The organism is Bacillus sp. FSL K6-0972, assembly GCF_037976035.1.
Taxonomy (GTDB): Bacteria; Bacillota; Bacilli; order Bacillales; family Bacillaceae; genus Bacillus; species Bacillus haynesii.
The window spans coordinates 1,758,528-1,776,138 of the sequence record NZ_CP150260.1 but is presented as its reverse complement, the minus strand read 5'-3'; the positions used below and the strand labels follow the sequence as shown (position 1 = coordinate 1,776,138).

General features: G+C 46.6%; 17 protein-coding genes. All 17 read right to left on the bottom strand.

Annotation, left to right across the window (positions count from 1 at the left end):
- Window positions 1-12: 12 nt before the first annotated feature.
- The 17 genes from fliF to ylqF all read right to left on the bottom strand — a co-directional run bounded on the left by fliF (window position 13) and on the right by ylqF (window position 17,595).
- Window positions 13-1,614 (bottom strand): flagellar basal-body MS-ring/collar protein FliF, encoded by a 1,602-nt coding sequence (gene fliF, locus MKX80_RS09035; RefSeq protein WP_154999498.1) that lies wholly within the window; start codon window positions 1,612-1,614, stop codon window positions 13-15.
- A 50-nt stretch (window positions 1,615-1,664) separates the two neighbouring features.
- A complete protein-coding gene (gene fliE, locus MKX80_RS09030) occupies window positions 1,665-1,982 on the bottom strand; it encodes a flagellar hook-basal body complex protein FliE (protein ID WP_043926371.1) in 318 nt (105 codons plus the stop codon).
- Window positions 1,983-1,995: 13 nt separating this feature from the next.
- On the bottom strand, window positions 1,996-2,448 hold the full coding sequence (gene flgC / locus MKX80_RS09025) for a flagellar basal body rod protein FlgC (protein ID WP_009328519.1): 453 nt from the start codon (window positions 2,446-2,448) through the stop codon (window positions 1,996-1,998).
- The gene (flgB, locus tag MKX80_RS09020) at window positions 2,448-2,837 is read right to left on the bottom strand and encodes a flagellar basal body rod protein FlgB (protein WP_025804533.1); all 390 of its coding nucleotides are present in this window, start codon (window positions 2,835-2,837) and stop codon (window positions 2,448-2,450) included. Before flgB ends, flgC begins: the two co-directional genes overlap by 1 nt.
- 351 nt (window positions 2,838-3,188) lie before the next feature.
- Entirely contained in the window at window positions 3,189-3,968 is a 780-nt protein-coding gene (gene codY / locus MKX80_RS09015) for a GTP-sensing pleiotropic transcriptional regulator CodY (protein WP_003181756.1), read from the bottom strand.
- Window positions 3,969-4,006: 38 nt separating this feature from the next.
- Entirely contained in the window at window positions 4,007-5,419 is a 1,413-nt protein-coding gene (hslU, locus tag MKX80_RS09010) for an HslU--HslV peptidase ATPase subunit (RefSeq protein WP_261763666.1), read from the bottom strand.
- Window positions 5,420-5,426: 7 nt separating this feature from the next.
- Window positions 5,427-5,972, bottom strand: a complete 546-nt coding sequence (gene hslV, locus MKX80_RS09005; RefSeq protein ID WP_043928298.1) for an ATP-dependent protease subunit HslV — start codon at window positions 5,970-5,972, stop codon at window positions 5,427-5,429.
- Window positions 5,973-5,985: 13 nt separating this feature from the next.
- Entirely contained in the window at window positions 5,986-6,900 is a 915-nt protein-coding gene (xerC, locus tag MKX80_RS09000; protein ID WP_154999500.1) for a tyrosine recombinase XerC, read from the bottom strand.
- A gap of 66 nt (window positions 6,901-6,966) precedes the next feature.
- Window positions 6,967-8,271, bottom strand: coding sequence for an FADH(2)-oxidizing methylenetetrahydrofolate--tRNA-(uracil(54)-C(5))-methyltransferase TrmFO (trmFO, locus tag MKX80_RS08995; protein ID WP_154999501.1), 1,305 nt, complete (start codon window positions 8,269-8,271; stop codon window positions 6,967-6,969).
- Between the two features lie 75 nt (window positions 8,272-8,346).
- Window positions 8,347-10,422, bottom strand: coding sequence for a type I DNA topoisomerase (gene topA, locus MKX80_RS08990; RefSeq protein ID WP_154999502.1), 2,076 nt, complete (start codon window positions 10,420-10,422; stop codon window positions 8,347-8,349).
- A 204-nt stretch (window positions 10,423-10,626) separates the two neighbouring features.
- The gene (dprA, locus tag MKX80_RS08985; protein WP_154999503.1) at window positions 10,627-11,529 is read right to left on the bottom strand and encodes a DNA-processing protein DprA; all 903 of its coding nucleotides are present in this window, start codon (window positions 11,527-11,529) and stop codon (window positions 10,627-10,629) included.
- Between the two features lie 112 nt (window positions 11,530-11,641).
- Window positions 11,642-12,544 (bottom strand): succinate--CoA ligase subunit alpha, encoded by a 903-nt coding sequence (gene sucD, locus MKX80_RS08980; protein ID WP_009328521.1) that lies wholly within the window; start codon window positions 12,542-12,544, stop codon window positions 11,642-11,644.
- An 18-nt stretch (window positions 12,545-12,562) separates the two neighbouring features.
- Window positions 12,563-13,723 carry an ADP-forming succinate--CoA ligase subunit beta gene (sucC, locus tag MKX80_RS08975; protein WP_154999504.1) on the bottom strand — a complete coding sequence of 387 codons (1,161 nt, stop codon included), beginning with the start codon at window positions 13,721-13,723 and terminating at the stop codon, window positions 12,563-12,565.
- A gap of 175 nt (window positions 13,724-13,898) precedes the next feature.
- Window positions 13,899-14,183, bottom strand: a complete 285-nt coding sequence (locus tag MKX80_RS08970) for a FlhB-like flagellar biosynthesis protein (protein WP_025811381.1) — start codon at window positions 14,181-14,183, stop codon at window positions 13,899-13,901.
- Complete coding sequence (locus tag MKX80_RS08965; RefSeq protein WP_268336392.1) at window positions 14,180-15,874, bottom strand: hypothetical protein; 1,695 nt, start codon at window positions 15,872-15,874, stop codon at window positions 14,180-14,182. The genes MKX80_RS08970 and MKX80_RS08965 overlap by 4 nt, the downstream gene beginning before the upstream one ends.
- Window positions 15,875-15,898: 24 nt before the next feature.
- Window positions 15,899-16,666 (bottom strand): ribonuclease HII, encoded by a 768-nt coding sequence (locus MKX80_RS08960; RefSeq protein ID WP_268332839.1) that lies wholly within the window; start codon window positions 16,664-16,666, stop codon window positions 15,899-15,901.
- A gap of 77 nt (window positions 16,667-16,743) precedes the next feature.
- The gene (gene ylqF / locus MKX80_RS08955; RefSeq protein ID WP_154999505.1) at window positions 16,744-17,595 is read right to left on the bottom strand and encodes a ribosome biogenesis GTPase YlqF; all 852 of its coding nucleotides are present in this window, start codon (window positions 17,593-17,595) and stop codon (window positions 16,744-16,746) included.
- Window positions 17,596-17,611 lie beyond the last annotated feature (16 nt).

The window sequence follows — 17,611 nt, the reverse complement described above, 5'->3', positions numbered from 1 at the left end:
TCAATACTCCTCCTAATCCTCGGTCAGCCAGCTGCGCAGCAATTTGGCGAATTCTTCAGGCTTATCTTTCGCCATTTTTTCAAGCTGTTTTCGTCTGACAGTTTCTTCCGTCTCTTTTTCATTGTTCACATCAGCAACCCGAATCGGTTCCTGAGGCGTCTCATACCATTCTTCCTCATATTCGTCATCTCTATTTTTACGTCTTCTGACAAGCCAGATGATGAGGCCGATTATAGCAACAAGCGCTGCTCCGCCTGCGATGTAAACCCACATCGGTATGCCGCCTGTTTCCGTTCCTTCATCGATTGTCTGCTTGCCGTCGAACGATTGGACAGAAACAACGATTTTATTTTCAACATCCTCATCTGTTAGAGGCTCTTCTTCATAGTTCTTGTCAATCGATGTTTTCACAATGGTTGAGAGGATTTTTTTAATATCGTCTTCCCTTTCAGCAGGCAGTGACTGCGGGTTGTTTGCATCAGGCGGTTCAACCATGACCTGGACGCCCAGATCTCTGATTTTGTACGGGCTCTCAGCGATTTCTTTATGGATTCTGTTGACTTCATTGTTGATCCGTTCTTCGCTTTTCTCATAGTCTCCGTTGCCTGTTCCGCCTTCTGTTTCCGCATAGTTCGTTACATCGTTTTCACCTGTTCCGTTGACGCCTCCCGCTTGTGCTCCCTGTCCGGAATACGTTTCACTGACGCGCTCTGCGCTGACCGTGATCCCTTCCATATTTTCTTTGTCGACAGGTTCAACCAGGTCTTCCGTCCTGTTTTCTTTTGTGAAATCGATGTCAGATGTGACGGATACAACCACTTTATCCTGTCCCATCATCGTGCCGAGCATGGTTTGAATTTGTCTTTGCAGGTCCTTTTCGATCTGGGCTTTGACTTCCCTTTGGGAAGAATAGCTGTCAGCGTAAGAACCGGACTCTTTGCCTGTTTGATCGTAATATGTGGAGTTTTGATCCATGATCACGATGTTTTTCGGGTCAAGGTTTGGCACGCTTTTCGATACGAGATGATAAAGGCCGTTGATTTCATTTTGATCAAGCGTGTGGCCGGGCTTCACCTGGAGAACAATTGAAGCGGATGCTTCCGGCTTTTCCTCTCCGACAAAGACGGATTCCTTCGGCAGGTTAATCATAACCTTCGAATCTTTAATCCCGTCTATTCCTTTGATGAGGTTGGAAAGCTCGGTTTGCGTTGCTTTCACTTTCAAAACGTCAAATTCGTTGTCCGTCATACCGAAACCGGCATTTTCGCCAAAGAACGAATAATCGATGCTTCCGCTTTTCGGAAGACCCTCTGCCGCAAGATCGACTTTCAGTCCGTCGACTGTTTCTTCCGGAACTTTGATGACTGAACCGTCAGCTGCAACTTCAGATGGAATACCTTTTTCATCGAGCACCTGTTTGATTTGGCCGGTTTCTTCAGCTGACAAATCTTTATAGAGCGGCACCATTTTATTTGACGAAGCAACAATTCCAATGATGATTGACATGATCACTGCCAGAGCGACAATGCCGATCAGCAAAATCTTCTGCAGCTTTGATCTGTTTTTCCAAAAATCAGTTATTTTCGTTTTAATTTGCAATAAAGTACGATTCATCTTACTCCCCCGGTAGTTACACTAATTCTCTTCGCTTTCAGACTCCTTTCTTACATTTGCATTCTCATGATTTCCTGATAAGCTTCAACCGCTTTGTTGCGGAATTCCGTCGCAGCCGTCAATGTAATGTTTGCCTTTTGGGCTGCAACCATCACTTCATCAAGGTTGACATCCTGACCGAGAGCAAGCGCGTTTGTCAGTTTATCAGATTCATTTTGAGATTGATTCAAAGCATTGATAGAATCCTTCAGCACGTTGGAAAAGCTGACTTGGTTCTCTGAACCGTCCTGCTTGTTCGCGATCTGATTTGTTGCATTCGTTCCCGCCTGCACGGATTGAACTCCAAACGGAGAGATTCCATTAACCATTCGTGTCATCACCCTACTTTCCGATTTCTAATGCTTTCATCAGCATTCCTTTTGTCGCGTTCATTGCTGTGACATTCGCTTCATATGACCTTGTGCTGCTCATTAAATCGACCATCTCTTTTAGCGGATCGACATTCGGCATCTGCACATATCCGTCTTCGTTTGCGTCGGGATGCGTCGGATCATAAACGAGTTTAAACGGTGTTTTGTCTTCGCTGATCTTGGTCACCTTCACCCCTTCGCCGACTCTTGCCGATGCATTCATCGATGATTGGAGAACGGATGAAAAGGATTCGCCTTTCGGAGCCGTCGATACAAGCTTTCTTCTATACGGCTGCCACTGACCGTCGACCAGCTTCGCTCTCGTCGTATCCATGTTTGCCAAGTTGGAAGAAACGGTATCCATTCTGACTCTCTGTGCAGTCAACGCTGAAGCTGAAATGTTGATGCTGTTGAATACCCCCATTATTTACCTCCTGTAATCGCGGTCCTAAGTGAGTTGAATTTGCCGCTTATTCTTTCAACCAGCGCTTGATACTGGATTTGATTTTTCGCCATTTCACTCATTTCCTGATCAACGTCCACGTTGTTCCCGTTTTCTTGATAAGTTGTATTCTTTCTCGACACAACTGAATAATTTGACTCATTCCCTTTGAAGTCAATGTGTCTATAGTCTGTTTTTATGGCATTAATCCGGGAGGACTCCTCATTCAGCACATTTTTAAAGGATACTTTTTTCGCCTTGTAGTTCGGTGTATCTACATTGGCCAGATTATTCGTTATGACTTTTTGCTTAATGTTTGCTTGATTCAAGGCTCCCTCTAGTCTATGTATTGTTCCTGAAAATATATCCATCGCCAAATACCTCCAATCTTTTTCCATCTGTCTTAAAATCTTGTCGAGAATTGTAAAAACCATAAGCCTATTGTAAGGAATAATAGGCTTAAAGTCTATGATCTGGAAGCAAAAAAAACTCGTAAGAAATATCTATTTTGCAAATAGGTCTTTTTACCTAGATTATAAGAACTATGTAATGTTACGTGTGTTAAAGTTTCAGAACATTATGTTAGTATATCTTTTATTCAAGTAACGCATTGATTTAGCACCGCATTCTATTTGTTTTCACTATAAAAAAATTACGATAATATAGTTTAAAACATGAAATAAAAAAAGCCGCAGAACGGCATGTTCTGCGGCTTTCACCTTTTAATGAGACTTTAGTTTTTCTAATTCCATTAAAAATTTGTTGTTCAGCACTTTAATGTATGTGCCTTTCATCCCTAATGACCTTGATTCAATGACACCGGCGCTTTCAAGTTTACGCAATGCATTGACAATGACCGAGCGGGTGATGCCGACGCGGTCTGCAATTTTACTTGCGACAAGCAGGCCTTCATTTCCGTCAAGCTCTTCAAAAATATGTTCAATTGCTTCAAGCTCGCTGTAAGATAATGAACTGATCGCCATTTGGACAACCGCTTTGCTGCGTGCTTCCTCTTCGATCTCTTCAGCTTTTTCTCTGAGAATTTCCATTCCTACGACCGTGGCGCCATATTCAGCAAGGATCAGATCGTCATCCTCGAACTTCTCCTGAAGGCGGGACAGAATCAAGGTGCCGAGTCTTTCGCCTCCTCCGATGATCGGAACGACTGTGGTCAGACCCGCTTGGAACAAATCGCGGTTTTCCACAGGGAAAGCCGTGTATTCGCTGTTAATGTCAAGGTTAGATGAAGTTTCCGGAATGTTGAAAAGACTTTTTGTATAGTCTTCAGGAAACTGGCGCTCTTCAAGCATTTTTTTCATCCGGTCATTTTCGATCTGCTGGTTGATCGAGAAACCGAGAAGTTTTCCTCTGCGGCTGACGACGAAAATGTTCGAATCAATCACATCGCGAAGCGTTTCGGCCATTTCTTTAAAATTAACCGGCTTCCCTGCCGCATTTTGCAGCATTGCATTAATCTTTCTTGTTTTTTGTAATAAAGCCATAATAAATTGATCCTCCTAAATTACTCTTATTTAATTGTTTATAAAATAAACTGGCTTAAATCCTTATTCTTAGCGATCGAACCGAGCTTTTCTTCAACATATTGAGGCGTGATGACAACTTCCTCCATCATCACATCCGGAGCCTCGAATGACAGTTCTTCCAAAAGACGTTCCAAAATGGTGTGAAGCCTTCTCGCCCCGATATTGTCTGTGTCCTGGTTCACATGATAAGCCACTTCTGCAATCTTACGAATAGCATCGTCAGAAAATTCAAGAGATATACCTTCCGTCTTCAATAAAGCTTTATACTGCTTTAGAAGAGCGTTGTCAGGCTCAGTTAAGATTTTCACAAAGTCATCGATGCTCAGCTTTTGAAGCTCAACACGGATCGGAAAGCGTCCCTGCAGCTCCGGAATTAGATCTGAAGGCTTCGCCATGTGGAATGCACCTGCAGCAATGAACAGCACGTGGTCCGTTTTGACCGCACCGTACTTCGTCATGACGGTAGAGCCTTCTACAATCGGAAGAATATCGCGCTGCACGCCCTCTCTTGAGACGTCCGCCGATGAAGAAGCACCGCTCTTTTTAGCGATTTTGTCGATCTCATCGATAAAGATGATTCCCGACTGTTCGGCTCTCAGGACAGCTTCCTGGGCAGCTTCATCCATATCGATGAGCTTTGCCGCTTCTTCATTTGTCAGCACTTTTCGCGCTTCCCTGACGGTAAGCTTGCGGCGCTTTTTCTTTTTCGGCATCAGGCTGCTGAGCGCATCCTGCATGTTCATGCCCATCTGTTCCATACCCGAGCCTTGGAGCATATCAAACATGGACGGCTGCTGCTCCTCCACCTCAACGGTGACATAATGGTCTTCAAGTTCGCCGAGAGCAAGCTGATGTGCAATCCGCTTCCGGTTGTTTTCGATATCCGTGTCTTCATGCTTTTCCGCTTCATTGGTCTCTTGATCCTGATTTCCTCCAAACAGCATTTCAAAAGGATTTTTCGCACCCGTCTGTTTTTTTCTTCCCGGTACAAGCAGGCGGACGAGGCGTTTATTTGCGTTTTCTTCGGCGATGCCTTTCACTTCGTTCATTTTTTCCTCTTTGACCAGGCGGATTGACGTTTCCACAAGATCTCTGACCATCGATTCAACATCTCTGCCCACATAACCGACTTCTGTGAACTTCGTCGCTTCGATTTTGACGAACGGAGCGCCGACGAGCTTCGCGATTCGTCTTGCAATCTCGGTTTTTCCCACACCTGTCGGGCCCATCATCAATATGTTTTTCGGAACGATTTCTTCGCGCAATTTTTCATCAAGAAGACTTCTTCTGTAGCGGTTCCTCAATGCCACGGCGACCGCTTTTTTCGCATCGAGCTGGCCGACGATGTATTGATCAAGTCTTTCGACGATCTGCCTAGGAGTCAGCGGCTTTTTTTCCATATGCCTCATATCCTTTCTATTCAAGTTCTTCTACAATGATCTGATCGTTCGTATACACACAGATTTCGCCCGCGGTTTCAAGTGAGGCCCTCGCAATCGCTTTCGCGTCGAGCTGGCCGCCTGCATGGCGTTTCAGCGCCCTTCCGGCTGCCAGGGCGTAGTTTCCACCTGAGCCGATCGCCAAAATGCCGTCGTCAGGTTCTATCACTTCGCCTGTTCCGGAAACGAGCAGCATGCTGTCAGCATTCATGACGATCAGCATCGCCTCAAGCTTTCTGAGGACTTTATCGCTTCGCCACTCTTTTGCAAGCTCGACTGCCGCCCGCTGCAAATTGCCGTTGTACTCTTCAAGCTTCGCTTCAAACATTTCAAAGAGCGTGAAAGCGTCCGCAACAGAACCGGCAAAGCCGGCAATGACTTTTCCGTTAAAGAGCTTTCTTACCTTTCTAGCGGTATGCTTCATGACGACAGCCTGACCGAACGTAACCTGGCCGTCTCCCGCCATCGCGCTTTTTCCGTTGTGCTGGACGGCAAATATCGTCGTTGCGTGAAAAGATGACATAAAAGAACCTCCTTTATTTCCCTTTATGTGCCCGAGGGTGATGAGACATATATGTCTTTCTGAGCATATCTTTAGATACATGCGTATACACCTGGGTTGAAGAAAGATTTGAATGCCCAAGCAGTTCCTGAACGCTCCTGAGATCCGCACCCTCATTTAACAAATGGGTGGCAAAAGTATGGCGGAGCATATGCGGATGTATATGTAATGTACCCGAAGTCTTCTTGACCAGTTCTCCCAAAATGTAACGAACCCCCCTCGGGGTTAAGGGCCCGCCCCTTTGATTCAAAAAAATAAAAGGGCAGGGCTCTTTCGCTTTTAACAGAAGGATGCGTCTTCCATTTTGCAAATACAGATCCAAAGCCTCCCGGGCGAATGAACCAAATGGAATATACCTTTGCTTCCTGCCTTTCCCGTAGACCAAAACCGTATCTAAAAACAGATCCAAATCAGATTCCTTCAGGCTGCAAAGTTCGCTTACCCGCATGCCTGTCGCGTAAAGAAGTTCCAGGAGCGCCTGATTTCTTTGGCCGAGCGGTGTACTCAAGTCCGAAACCTCAAACAGTTCTTCAAGTTCCTTTTCATATAAAAACTTCGGAATTCGCTTATCCTGTTTCGGAAGACTGACAAGCAGAAACGGGTTTTCTTTTACCATCTTTTCCCTTAATAAAAATTTATAGAAGCTTCGCAGAGCCGAAATTTTCTTGCTGATCGTCCTGCGAGTGAGCCCTTTTTCATGCGCTTCCGTCAAGAAAATCCTCACATCCGGATAAGTCACGTCTTCAAAACCCTTTATGCCCTGAACTTGTAAAAAGCGTTCAAAGTCTTCAATGGAAGAAATGTAACCCACAATTGTATATTGTGAATAATTCTTTTCTATTTGTAAATATTCAATGAATAAAGTTAAAAAATTCTTAACATTTGCCATCATTACACCTCTTCGAAAAGGGCTTTTAAATGTTATCACATAACAAGTTCATCTGGCAATGAATAACTATAGCGTTTTCGAAATATTTCGAATTGTCTCCAATGCGCGCGAAGCATACTGTTCATTTCGTTCCTGCTTGTTTTTAATTTTAACACCCAATTCCTTGAACAGGCCGAAGTTTGCATTCATCGGCTGGAAGTTTTTCTTGTTTGTTTCCGTGATGTAATGGGCCATGCTGCCGATCGCTGTTTCATTTGAAAAAGTGACCGGTTCTTTTCCCTGGATGAGCCGAGCCGCATTTATACCGGCCACAAGACCTGAAGCCGCTGATTCAACATACCCTTCAACACCTGTCATTTGACCGGCGAAAAACAGATCGTCCCGTTTTTTAAACTGGTAGGTCGCTTTTAAAAGACTAGGCGAGTTGATGAACGTATTTCTGTGCATCACGCCGTAGCGGACGATTTCAGCTTGTTCCAGTCCCGGAATGAGGCGGAGCACTTCCTTTTGATCACCCCATTTGAGGTGGGTCTGAAAACCGACGATATTATAAAGCGTGCCGGCTGCATCATCTTGGCGCAGCTGTACAACAGCGTATGGGCGCTTCCCTGTTTTGGGATCTTCAAGTCCGACTGGCTTCATCGGGCCAAACAGCATTGTTTTTTTTCCGCGCTTCGCCATAACTTCAATCGGCATACAGCCTTCAAAGAAGATTTCCTTTTCAAATTCTTTCAATGGAACGGTTTCCGCAGACACGAGGGCGTCATAAAACCTGTCAAACTCTTCTTCTGTCATCGGACAGTTCAAATACGCTGCCTCCCCTTTGTCATAGCGGGATTTCAAATAGACTTTATCCATGTCAAGGCTGTCTTTCTCAACAATCGGCGCAGCGGCGTCATAAAAGTACAGATAGTCTTCGCCTGTCAGCTCCCGGAGCTTTGCGGAAAGCGCTTCTGATGTCAGCGGTCCTGTCGCAATGATTGTCGGCCCTTCCGGTATTTCCGTGACTTCTTCATTGAGCACAGTCACATTCGGATGATTCTTTACTTTTTCGGTAACGTTTGCGGCAAATTCATGCCTGTCTACGGCAAGCGCACCGCCGGCAGGAACAGAACATTCGTCAGCAGCAGCGATGATGGCCGAGTCAAGAACCCGCATTTCTTCCTTTAATACACCGACAGCATTCGTTAATGAATTCGCCCGAAGCGAGTTGCTGCAAACAAGTTCTGCAAATTTATCTGTATGGTGTGCCGGCGTTTGCTTGACAGGCCTCATTTCGTATAAACGGACATTGATACCGCGCTTAGCAAGCTGCCATGCCGCTTCACTTCCGGCAAGTCCTGCACCGATGACATTTACTGTTTGATTCATATTCACATCTCCTAATTTATGAGTTGACTTATTCTTTTAACACAACAAAGAAGGTGAGCAAAGCCCTGCTCACCGCTACTTTTGTTGTTCTTCCTTATAATCGCAATTAACGCACTGCACTTGAACGCCTTTTTTGAGCTTTTTCTCCACAAGCATGTCCTCACATTTCGGACATTTCCGTTCAAGCGGTTTATCCCATGATACGAATTCGCATTCAGGATAGCGGTCACAGCCGTAAAAAATGCGGCGTTTTTTTGATTTGCGCTCGACGATGTTGCCGGTTTTGCATGAAGGGCATTTGACGCCGATCTCTTTTACAATCGGCTTGGTGTTGCGGCAGTCCGGAAAATTGGAGCAGGCCATAAACTTGCCGTAGCGGCCCATTTTATAGACCATCGGATGGCTGCACAATTCGCAGTCAACACCCGCATACTCCGGTTCGATTTCCACTTCCTGCATCTCGGCTTCCGCCTTTTCAACGCGTTTTTCAAAGTCCTTGTAAAAGGAATCGATGATCTGCACCCATTGAATGTTCCCGTCTTCAACATCATCAAGCTCTTTCTCCATTTTGGCGGTGAACTCAACGTTAATGATCTCAGGGAAGAACTCCATGATCAATTCAAGCACGATTTCACCGAGCTCAGTCGGGGTAAAGCGTTTGTTATCAAGGGCAACATACCCGCGCTTTTGAATTGTGTCAAGCGTCGGTGCGTATGTGGACGGACGGCCGATTCCGAGCTCTTCAAGCGTTTTGACCAGCCTTGCTTCCGTATAGCGCGGAGGCGGCTGTGTGAAGTGCTGTTCGGGCTCGATATCTTTTGAAAGAACGGTATCGCCTTCAGCAAGAGCTGGCAGCATCTTATTCTTCTCTTCCATCTGATCGTCTTTGCCTTCAACGTACACTTTCATGAAGCCTGAAAACTTGACTTTACTGCCGTTTGCACGAAATGTCAACCCGTTGTTTTCAAGATCGACGCTCATCGTATCCAGTGTCGCCGGTGCCATTTGGCTTGCGACAAAGCGCTCCCAGATCAGCTTGTATAGCCGAAGCTGGTCTCTTCCCAATACGGCCTTAAGATCGGAAGGTTTTCTGAGCACCGAGGTCGGCCTGATCGCTTCGTGGGCATCCTGGGCGTTTTCATTCTTTTTGGCAGGCTTTCGTTTGCTCCCCAAAAATTCTTTTCCGTACTGTTCGCCGATGAATGATGCCGCTTCTTCTTGAGCTGTATTCGAGATACGGGTTGAATCCGTTCTCATATAAGTGATTAACCCGACCGTTCCTTCTTTGCCGAGATCGATTCCTTCATAAAGCTGCTGGGCGATCATCATCGTTTTCTTTGCCCGGAAATTTAATTTACGCGCCGCTTCCTGCTGAAGCGTCGACGTCGTAAACGGGAGCGCAGGGTTCCGCTTCCGTTCTTTTTTCGTTACCTTTTTGACCTCAAATTTGTTCCCTTTAATCTGGGAGAGGATTTGCTTCACATCATCTTCGCTTTTCAGCTGGTGCTTTTCGCCGTTGATTCCGAAGAAGCTCGCTTCAAACGTTTCTTTACCTTTGAGAAAAGACCCTTCAATGGTCCAATATTCTTCCGGTTTAAAATCGTTGATTTCTTTTTCCCGGTCAATGATAAGACGGAGGGCAACAGATTGGACACGTCCAGCACTCAAGCCTTTTTTTACTTTTTTCCATAAAATCGGACTGATTTTGTACCCTACTAGGCGGTCCAGAATTCTTCTCGCCTGCTGGGCGTCGACAAGATCCATATTGATCATGCGCGGATGCTTAAATGAATCTTTAATCGCATCTTTTGTAATTTCATTAAATACGACGCGGCAGTCGGAATTCAGATCCAAATCAAGGCTGTGTGCCAAGTGCCACGCAATCGCTTCCCCTTCCCTGTCGGGGTCGGCTGCGAGATAGACTTTTTTTGCCTTTTTGGCGGCCGTTTTTAATTCTTTCAACACGGGGCCTTTCCCGCGGATCGTAATGTATTTTGGTTCAAAGTTCTGCTCGATGTCAACGCCCATCTGGCTTTTCGGCAAGTCTCTGACATGCCCCATCGAAGCTTTCACTTTATATTTTTTTCCTAAGTATCGCTCAATCGTTTTTGCCTTTGCAGGCGATTCCACGATGACTAAGTATTCGGACATAACATTATCCCCCTCAAGAGGTGTTCTCTCTCTTTTCAATTTAGCCTTTTTATTGTATTCAGCATAATCGTCGTTTATATAGTTATTATTTTTACGAAAAGTGTTTGATTTAATCCTTCTATATGTTGAACGCCGATTAAAGCGTTTAAACTTGAAATCCTCACTATTATTAAATATTACAATACGGTTTGTCAAACGATAATTCTAAACGGGCTCCGTATATTGAGCGTGTGAAGGCGGAAGTTCGCTCAAAATATCTTCAATATTCAATACGAGTTTCGCCCCTTCCTGAATCAGCCTCGAAGGACCGAAAGAGTTGGCGTCAAAGATCGGACCCGGCACGGCGAACACCTCCCGCCCCTGCTCAAGGGCTTGGTATGCGGTGATGAGCGATCCGCTTTTTTCCTTTCCCTGGACGACAACGATTCCTTCCGTTAATCCGCTGATCAGCCGATTTCGCATCGGAAAGTGCCATTTTTGAGGTTTAATGTCAGGAGGATGCTCTGATACCAGCAGGTGGCTTTCGGCCATTTGACCGGCGAGCTGGCGGTGTTCACGGGGATATATGCTGTTGAATCCGCCCGCGATGACGCCGATTGTCCTTCCCTTTGAGCGGATGCTCTCCTGATGGGCGAGACCGTCAATTCCTTTTGCAAGGCCGCTGACGACCGTCCAGCTTTTTTTGCAAAGCTCCCTGACAAGATGGACCGCTGCTCTTTTTCCGTATAATGACGGGCTGCGGGTTCCGACGATTCCGATCAGTCTTTGTTCATGGAGAAGTTTTTCGTTTCCTTTTAAAAAAAGGACGGGAGGCGGGTCATGAATGGTTTTCAGGCTGGCTGGATAGTCGGGGGAAGATATGGCGGTCATGCGGACACCGTCCGCCTCGTAAGAACGGATAAGCCGTTTAACGTTAGACAGTTCTTGTTCCGCCAGTTTTCGTATGGAGCACAAGTCTGATCTTTTTAATGAAAGTTTCGTTAAAAGATGGTTTTTTTCGCCCGTAAGAGACAAGGAAGGGTCCTGCTTCCACCACTTGGTCAGCAGAGAAGGGGAGAGTGTGCCGCGAAGGCGGAGCAATATCAAAAGCTCGCTGCTGTCGTTCATTCAAAAACCTCCAAAAATTTTTAAAACAAGACAATCTGAAATTACTAAACGATATAATCAGTTATGAAAAAGCAGGAATAGACCAATCGGACTATTCCCGCTCATGTTAACATCAGTGTGTTTTACACGTTTCGTAAAGGCCTTTTTCCTTCAGCACTTTAATCAATGTTTCTCCCATGACAGAAGGCGTTTCAGCCACTTCGATTCCGCAGGCATTCATCGTTTTGATCTTTTCGTCCGCCGTGCCTTTTCCTCCGGAAATGATGGCGCCGGCATGCCCCATGCGCTTGCCTGGAGGCGCTGTTTTTCCTCCGATGAAACCGACGACAGGTTTGGTCATGTTGGCTTTCACCCATTCAGCCGCTTCCTCTTCAGCTGTTCCGCCGATTTCGCCGATCATGATCACCGCATGTGTATCAGGATCTTCATTAAAAGCCTTCAGCACATCGATGAAGTTTGTGCCGTTGACAGGGTCTCCGCCGATGCCCACTGCAGTCGACTGGCCGACTCCTGCTTCGGAAAGCTGATGAACCGCTTCATATGTAAGGGTTCCTGAACGTGACACAACGCCGACATGGCCTTTTTTATGGATATATCCGGGCATGATCCCGATTTTGCATTCCTCAGGCGTAATGACTCCCGGACAGTTCGGACCGATGAGCCTTGTTTTCTTGCCTTCCATATACCTTTTCACTTTTACCATATCCAGCACCGGAATGTGCTCAGTGATACAGATGACAAGATCAAGCTCAGCATCTGTCGCTTCCATAATCGCATCGGCCGCAAAAGCCGCAGGAACGTAAATGACAGACGCATTTGCCCCGGTCTGCTTTACAGCCTCTTCGACCGTGTTGAACACAGGCACCCCTTCGACCTCTGTTCCGCCTTTGCCCGGTGTGACTCCGCCGACAATTTTCGTTCCGTATTCAAGCATCTGCTTTGTGTGAAACAAAGCGGTTGAACCCGTTATCCCCTGAACAATGACTTTTGTGTCTTTATTAATAAATACACTCATTTTGGTCCCCTGCCTTTCTTACTTCACTAAGGATACGATTTTCTGCGCGCCGTCAGCCATTGATTCCGCAGACGTAATATTGAGTCCTGAATCATCGAGGATCTTCTTGCCGAGATCGACATTGGTGCCTTCAAGGCGAACGACAAGCGGCAATGTCAGACCGACCTGTTTCGTCGCTTCAACAACGCCTTCTGCAATGATGTCGCATTTCATGATGCCGCCGAAAATATTGACAAAGATCCCTTTGACATTTTGATCAGACAAAATGATCTTGAACGCTTCCGTTACCTTCTCAGCTGTCGCGCCGCCTCCAACGTCAAGGAAGTTGGCCGGTTCCCCTCCGTAGTGCTTGATAATGTCCATGGTCGACATCGCAAGCCCCGCTCCGTTGACCATGCAGCCGATGTTTCCATCGAGCGAAATATAGCTTAAATCATACTTGGAGGCTTCGATTTCCTTCGGATCTTCTTCATCGAGATCTCTGTACTCCAAGATGTCTTTTTGTCTGTATAGCGCATTGCTGTCAAAGTTCAGCTTGGCGTCAAGGGCCATGACTTTTCCGTCCCCTGTGACGACGAGCGGATTGATTTCAGCAATGGAACAGTCTTTTTCAGTAAACGCCTTGTACAGTCCCATCATAAACTTAACGGCTTGGCCGACAAGCTCTTTCGGGATATTGATAGCGAAGGCGATTTTTCTCGCCTGGTAACTCTGCAGTCCGACAGCCGGATCGATCACTTCTTTGACGATTTTTTCCGGTGTTTTTTCAGCGACTTCTTCAATTTCCGTGCCGCCTTCTTCAGAAGCCATCAGCACGATGCGTGAAGTCGCCCTGTCGAGAACTAGACCGACATAGTATTCTTTTTTGATATCGCAGCCTTCTTCAATAAGTAAGCGTTTTATTTGTTGGCCGTCGGGACCTGTCTGGTGAGTGACAAGCGTCTTCCCTAACAATTCTTCCGCATAGGCTTTGACTTCTTCTTTTGATTTTGCAATTTTAACCCCGCCAGCTTTACCGCGTCCGCCGGCGTGAATTTGAGCTTTCACGACATAAACCGAGCTGGACAGCGCTTCCGCTGCTTTGACCGCTTCATCTGCTGTAAATGCCACTTTACCTTCCGGAACAGCCACTCCGTATTTTCTGAGTACTTCTTTCCCTTGGTACTCATGGATATTCATTTCCCATCCTCCTAACTTATGTAGCAAAAATAAAAATAGACTGCGCTTTCATTTTATATAATCATAGATCGATTGTCTAGGTTTCGATGAGAAATCGTAAAATCCTTCTAAACATTCACACTTTTATTTTATTAAAAATATAAAATTAATAGAGGAAACGGCTTTTTTTCAAAAGTCATTCCCTCTTTTTCATTTTTTCATCAAGCGTATAGACGAATGAAAAGATTTCGGCGACGATTTCGTAGAGCGCTTCAGGAATGTGATCGTCAAGCTCCAAGTGGCGCATTAATTCGACAAGCGTCGCATCTTCCTGAATCGGTACACCGGCTTTTTGCGCCTCTTCAATGATCTTCTCCGCCGTGTATCCCGATCCTTTGGCAACTACCTTCGGCGCCTTATCTTTCATTTCATCGTAGTGAAGCGCAACAGCTCTTCTTAATGGAACAGATTCTTCCTTCATATTTTCACATCCACTGCGCTCTCTGTAATTTGTTCAAAACGGGCGTCCAAAAAAGGAGCAAGCTTCATGTTTTCCCGTTTTTTTGCTGTGACACCTGACAAGCTGTAGCCCAGTTCTTTCAGGTTTTCCTTTAAAGCCGGGACCAACGGTTCAATCAAAGGCTCCAAATCGAACCCAGTTTCAATCGTAACCGTCATGACGTTTTGCTGGATCAAACAATCGATCACCGTCTCTTCCAAGGCCTCCAATTGAAGATAAAACATGAGACGGCACTGGGAAGGGTCGATTTTTCCGTCGTCTTTTTTCTGCCCTTTTAAGAAAACGGTCAAATCCTGGACGCCGTTCTTTGAAAACAGAGGGTACGACAGAAAAAGCTGGCTTTGGGCAGGCTGGTCATTCTGCAAAAACAGCTGTCCGTTTAAACGGTGAAAGATCTGGTCCGCTTCCTGTTTTACAGGAGCCGGAAGATCTGAAGCATGCCTCATTTCATTCAGCACGAGCTTTAAAGATTGAAGGCCCTGCTCTTTGAGAACGGCGCCGTTTTCCATCGCTCTCAACAATGAGAGTTCATCTCTGACGCCTAAAACGTCTTTGATCTTGAGGAGGACGGATAATACATCGGCTTTATTCGTCAATGCAGGCGCTGTTTCTTTCATGATATGCTGCAATAGTTCCGTCTCTTTTGGCGTGAATCCTTCCAGAATGGCCGGAGCTTGTCCGAAAGATCCCTGCGAATCAAGCGCTCTGATGACGCCCGCCGCTTCTCTTGCAATCTGCGTCCCGTTCGTTTCGGCTTGTGCTGCCAATTTAGCGAACAGGTCTTTAGCTGCCGCGATTTCTGCGATTTGCGGTTTCTGCTGAACGGCTTTTGCTTCTTGTCCTTGGGCGTCAGCGTCTGCTTTTTGCAGAGGTTTTCCGCCTTCTGACTGAACCTGCGGCTTTAATGGCTGAACAGCCTGCAGTTCTCCTTTTTCCAGCGATCTGACGTGTTCCGCAAGCTTTTGAATCAACCTTTCGGCATGCACCTCGGTCTCCGCTTGTAAAACAGGCAAAAGCGCCTGTTTCAGCTTTTCCATGCCTGCGGATGGCTGAGCGGCGTTCGTGATCATCTCAAACGTTTTGGCAATCTGCTCGTTGAGCGGAACGGGGTTTTTGACGGCCAAAATCGAATCGAGCACGCCGGGATGGACTGGAAGTTCGCGTTTAAGAGCGAACATGACCGCATCGGCGCCTTTCTGGGCATCAGACTTCGGCAGATTTTCAAGCCACTTGATGGCGGCTCTTAAATCGTTCTCCCTGATCGGCTGCTGCTCCTTCAGCAACGCACCGACCAGAAAGACAGCTTCCTTCGTCCGCTTCAGAGAAAGCCCGTTCAACAGCTTAAAGGCGGCATCCTGCACTGTCTTCGGGTTTTTATCAAACGCTTCAACGACCTGAAGGCGACCTGTCGCTTCATCCGGCTTCTTTTCATACGAAAACCAGTAGTGAGCGCCCGCTTTCAGGGGTGCCTCTAGCTTCCCCTGCCATTTCGTATTGCCGATTTGTATTTCGGCAAACTGCTCGCTGATAAAGCGGAGCACCTTGCCGAGCATCAGCCTTTTCTGATCCGTCTCCGTTCCGCTGATCCGCTGGAGAGAATCCGCTTGTTCAAATTGTTTTCTTAAGCTGTTATGTACATCGTTCAGCATCATCAAAGTCATTCTTCCTCCGGAACGTTATTCATGTGCTTTAACAGGGGCGAACGATCTTCGGTGTATCGGCGACGGGCCGTATTTGGCAAGGGCATTCAGATGCTCCTTTGTTCCGTAGCCTTTATGCTTTTCAAACCCGTAGAGAGGATACTTTTCAGCGTATTCATCCATCAGCCTGTCCCTCGTCACTTTTGCGATGCATGCGCCTGCTGCTATCGAGGCGCTTTTGGCATCCCCTTTAATGATCGATGACTGCTCTGTATCGACTGCAAGCGACATGGCGTCGATAAGAAGATAATCCGGTGCGACGTCCAGCGCTTGGATCGCTTTCAGCATCGCCGCTTTCGAGGCTTCATAAATATTCAGCTCATCGATCTCATGGGCGTCCGCGATCCCGACGCCGACTGCTGCGGCTTCTTCCATTATGTATGAATAATAGTCTTCTCTTTTTTGCTTTGACAGTTTTTTCGAATCTGTCAGCCCTAATATTTCACAGTCTTCTTTGAGGATGACAGCGGCGGCAACAACCGGCCCTGCGAGAGGCCCTCTGCCCGCCTCGTCGATTCCGGCGATATATTGATAGCCCCGCGCTCTCAGCGACCGTTCAAAAGACGTCATCACCTGCCACTCTTCCCGCATGGCCGAAAGCCTTTCATTCTTCTTCAGCCAGGCGTCAACGAGCGCTTGGACGCTTTTCCGCTCATCGTTTTTGCACTGCTCTATAAAAGGGTCCTTTTCATCACTCACCGATTGAAGATGTTCTTTAATTTCTTTGACGGTTAATGTTTTCACTTTCTCTTCTCCCCTAATGTTCTTATCGGCGCATCTCCTGCAAAAATAAAGGCCCGCTCTTTTAAAAGCGCGCCTTTTTACATATCCTCCGGCTTTTCAAAAGAAAGCGGACCGAACTTTTCGGTGCGGATATCGCGGATGATGACTTCTGTCGTCTTGTCGTAATTGATCTCGCCTCCGGCCATGAGACAGCCGCGTTTTTTTCCGATCTCATCAAAAAGCGTTGCAATCTCTTCAGGAATCTCCTCCAGATCATAGCGCTTTTTTAAGCGCTCAGGGTAATTCTCTTCCAAAAAGCGCAAGCCGTAGACGGCGACATCCTGCAAGTTGATAATCGAATCTTTAATTGCGCCTGTTGCCGCAAGCCTCAGCCCGACAAGCTCGTCCTCAAACTTCGGCCATAAAATCCCCGGTGTATCGAGAAGCTCGAGCTCTTTTCCGACCTTCACCCACTGCTGCGCAGTCGTTATCCCGGGTCTGTCGCCCGTTTTGGCGATGTTTTTTTTCGCAAGCCGGTTGATTAAAGTCGATTTGCCGACGTTTGGAATGCCGACGATCAATGCTCTGATCGCGCGCGGCTTTACACCTTTTGCTTTCATTTTATCAAACTTTTCTTTCAGCAGCTCTTTTGATGCAGGAAGAATTTGATTGAGCCCCTGTCCGTTGACCGAGTTGATGGCGAGGGAAGGAATTCCGTCTTTTTCAAAGTGCTGCTTCCAAGCCTTTGTCACGGAGGAGTCCGCTTTATCCGCCTTGTTGAGCAGCATGATTCTCGGCTTGTTCTTTAAAATCTCTTCGATCATCGGGTTTCTTGAAGACATCGGAATTCTGGCGTCGACCAGTTCGTATACAATGTCGATCAGCTTGAGTTTCTCCGTTACTTCCCGCCTCGCTTTGGCCATATGCCCGGGGAACCATTGGATCACCATTTGTCTGACACCTACT

Excerpts from the sequence above, each read along its gene's own strand:
- fliF (WP_154999498.1), bottom strand. The coding sequence starts at position 1,614 with ATGAATCGTACTTTATTGCAAATTAAAACGAAAATAACTGATTTTTGG.
- fliE (WP_043926371.1), bottom strand. The coding sequence starts at position 1,982 with ATGGTTAATGGAATCTCTCCGTTTGGAGTTCAATCCGTGCAGGCGGGA.
- flgC (WP_009328519.1), bottom strand. The coding sequence starts at position 2,448 with ATGGGGGTATTCAACAGCATCAACATTTCAGCTTCAGCGTTGACTGCA.
- flgB (WP_025804533.1), bottom strand. The coding sequence starts at position 2,837 with ATGGATATATTTTCAGGAACAATACATAGACTAGAGGGAGCCTTGAAT.
- codY (WP_003181756.1), bottom strand. The coding sequence starts at position 3,968 with ATGGCTTTATTACAAAAAACAAGAAAGATTAATGCAATGCTGCAAAAT.
- hslU (WP_261763666.1), bottom strand. The coding sequence starts at position 5,419 with ATGAGGCATATGGAAAAAAAGCCGCTGACTCCTAGGCAGATCGTCGAA.
- hslV (WP_043928298.1), bottom strand. The coding sequence starts at position 5,972 with ATGTCATCTTTTCACGCAACGACGATATTTGCCGTCCAGCACAACGGA.
- xerC (WP_154999500.1), bottom strand. The coding sequence starts at position 6,900 with ATGGCAAATGTTAAGAATTTTTTAACTTTATTCATTGAATATTTACAA.
- trmFO (WP_154999501.1), bottom strand. The coding sequence starts at position 8,271 with ATGAATCAAACAGTAAATGTCATCGGTGCAGGACTTGCCGGAAGTGAA.
- topA (WP_154999502.1), bottom strand. The coding sequence starts at position 10,422 with ATGTCCGAATACTTAGTCATCGTGGAATCGCCTGCAAAGGCAAAAACG.
- dprA (WP_154999503.1), bottom strand. The coding sequence starts at position 11,529 with ATGAACGACAGCAGCGAGCTTTTGATATTGCTCCGCCTTCGCGGCACA.
- sucD (WP_009328521.1), bottom strand. The coding sequence starts at position 12,544 with ATGAGTGTATTTATTAATAAAGACACAAAAGTCATTGTTCAGGGGATA.
- sucC (WP_154999504.1), bottom strand. The coding sequence starts at position 13,723 with ATGAATATCCATGAGTACCAAGGGAAAGAAGTACTCAGAAAATACGGA.
- MKX80_RS08970 (WP_025811381.1), bottom strand. The coding sequence starts at position 14,183 with ATGAAGGAAGAATCTGTTCCATTAAGAAGAGCTGTTGCGCTTCACTAC.
- MKX80_RS08965 (WP_268336392.1), bottom strand. The coding sequence starts at position 15,874 with ATGATGCTGAACGATGTACATAACAGCTTAAGAAAACAATTTGAACAA.
- ylqF (WP_154999505.1), bottom strand. The coding sequence starts at position 17,595 with ATGGTGATCCAATGGTTCCCCGGGCATATGGCCAAAGCGAGGCGGGAA.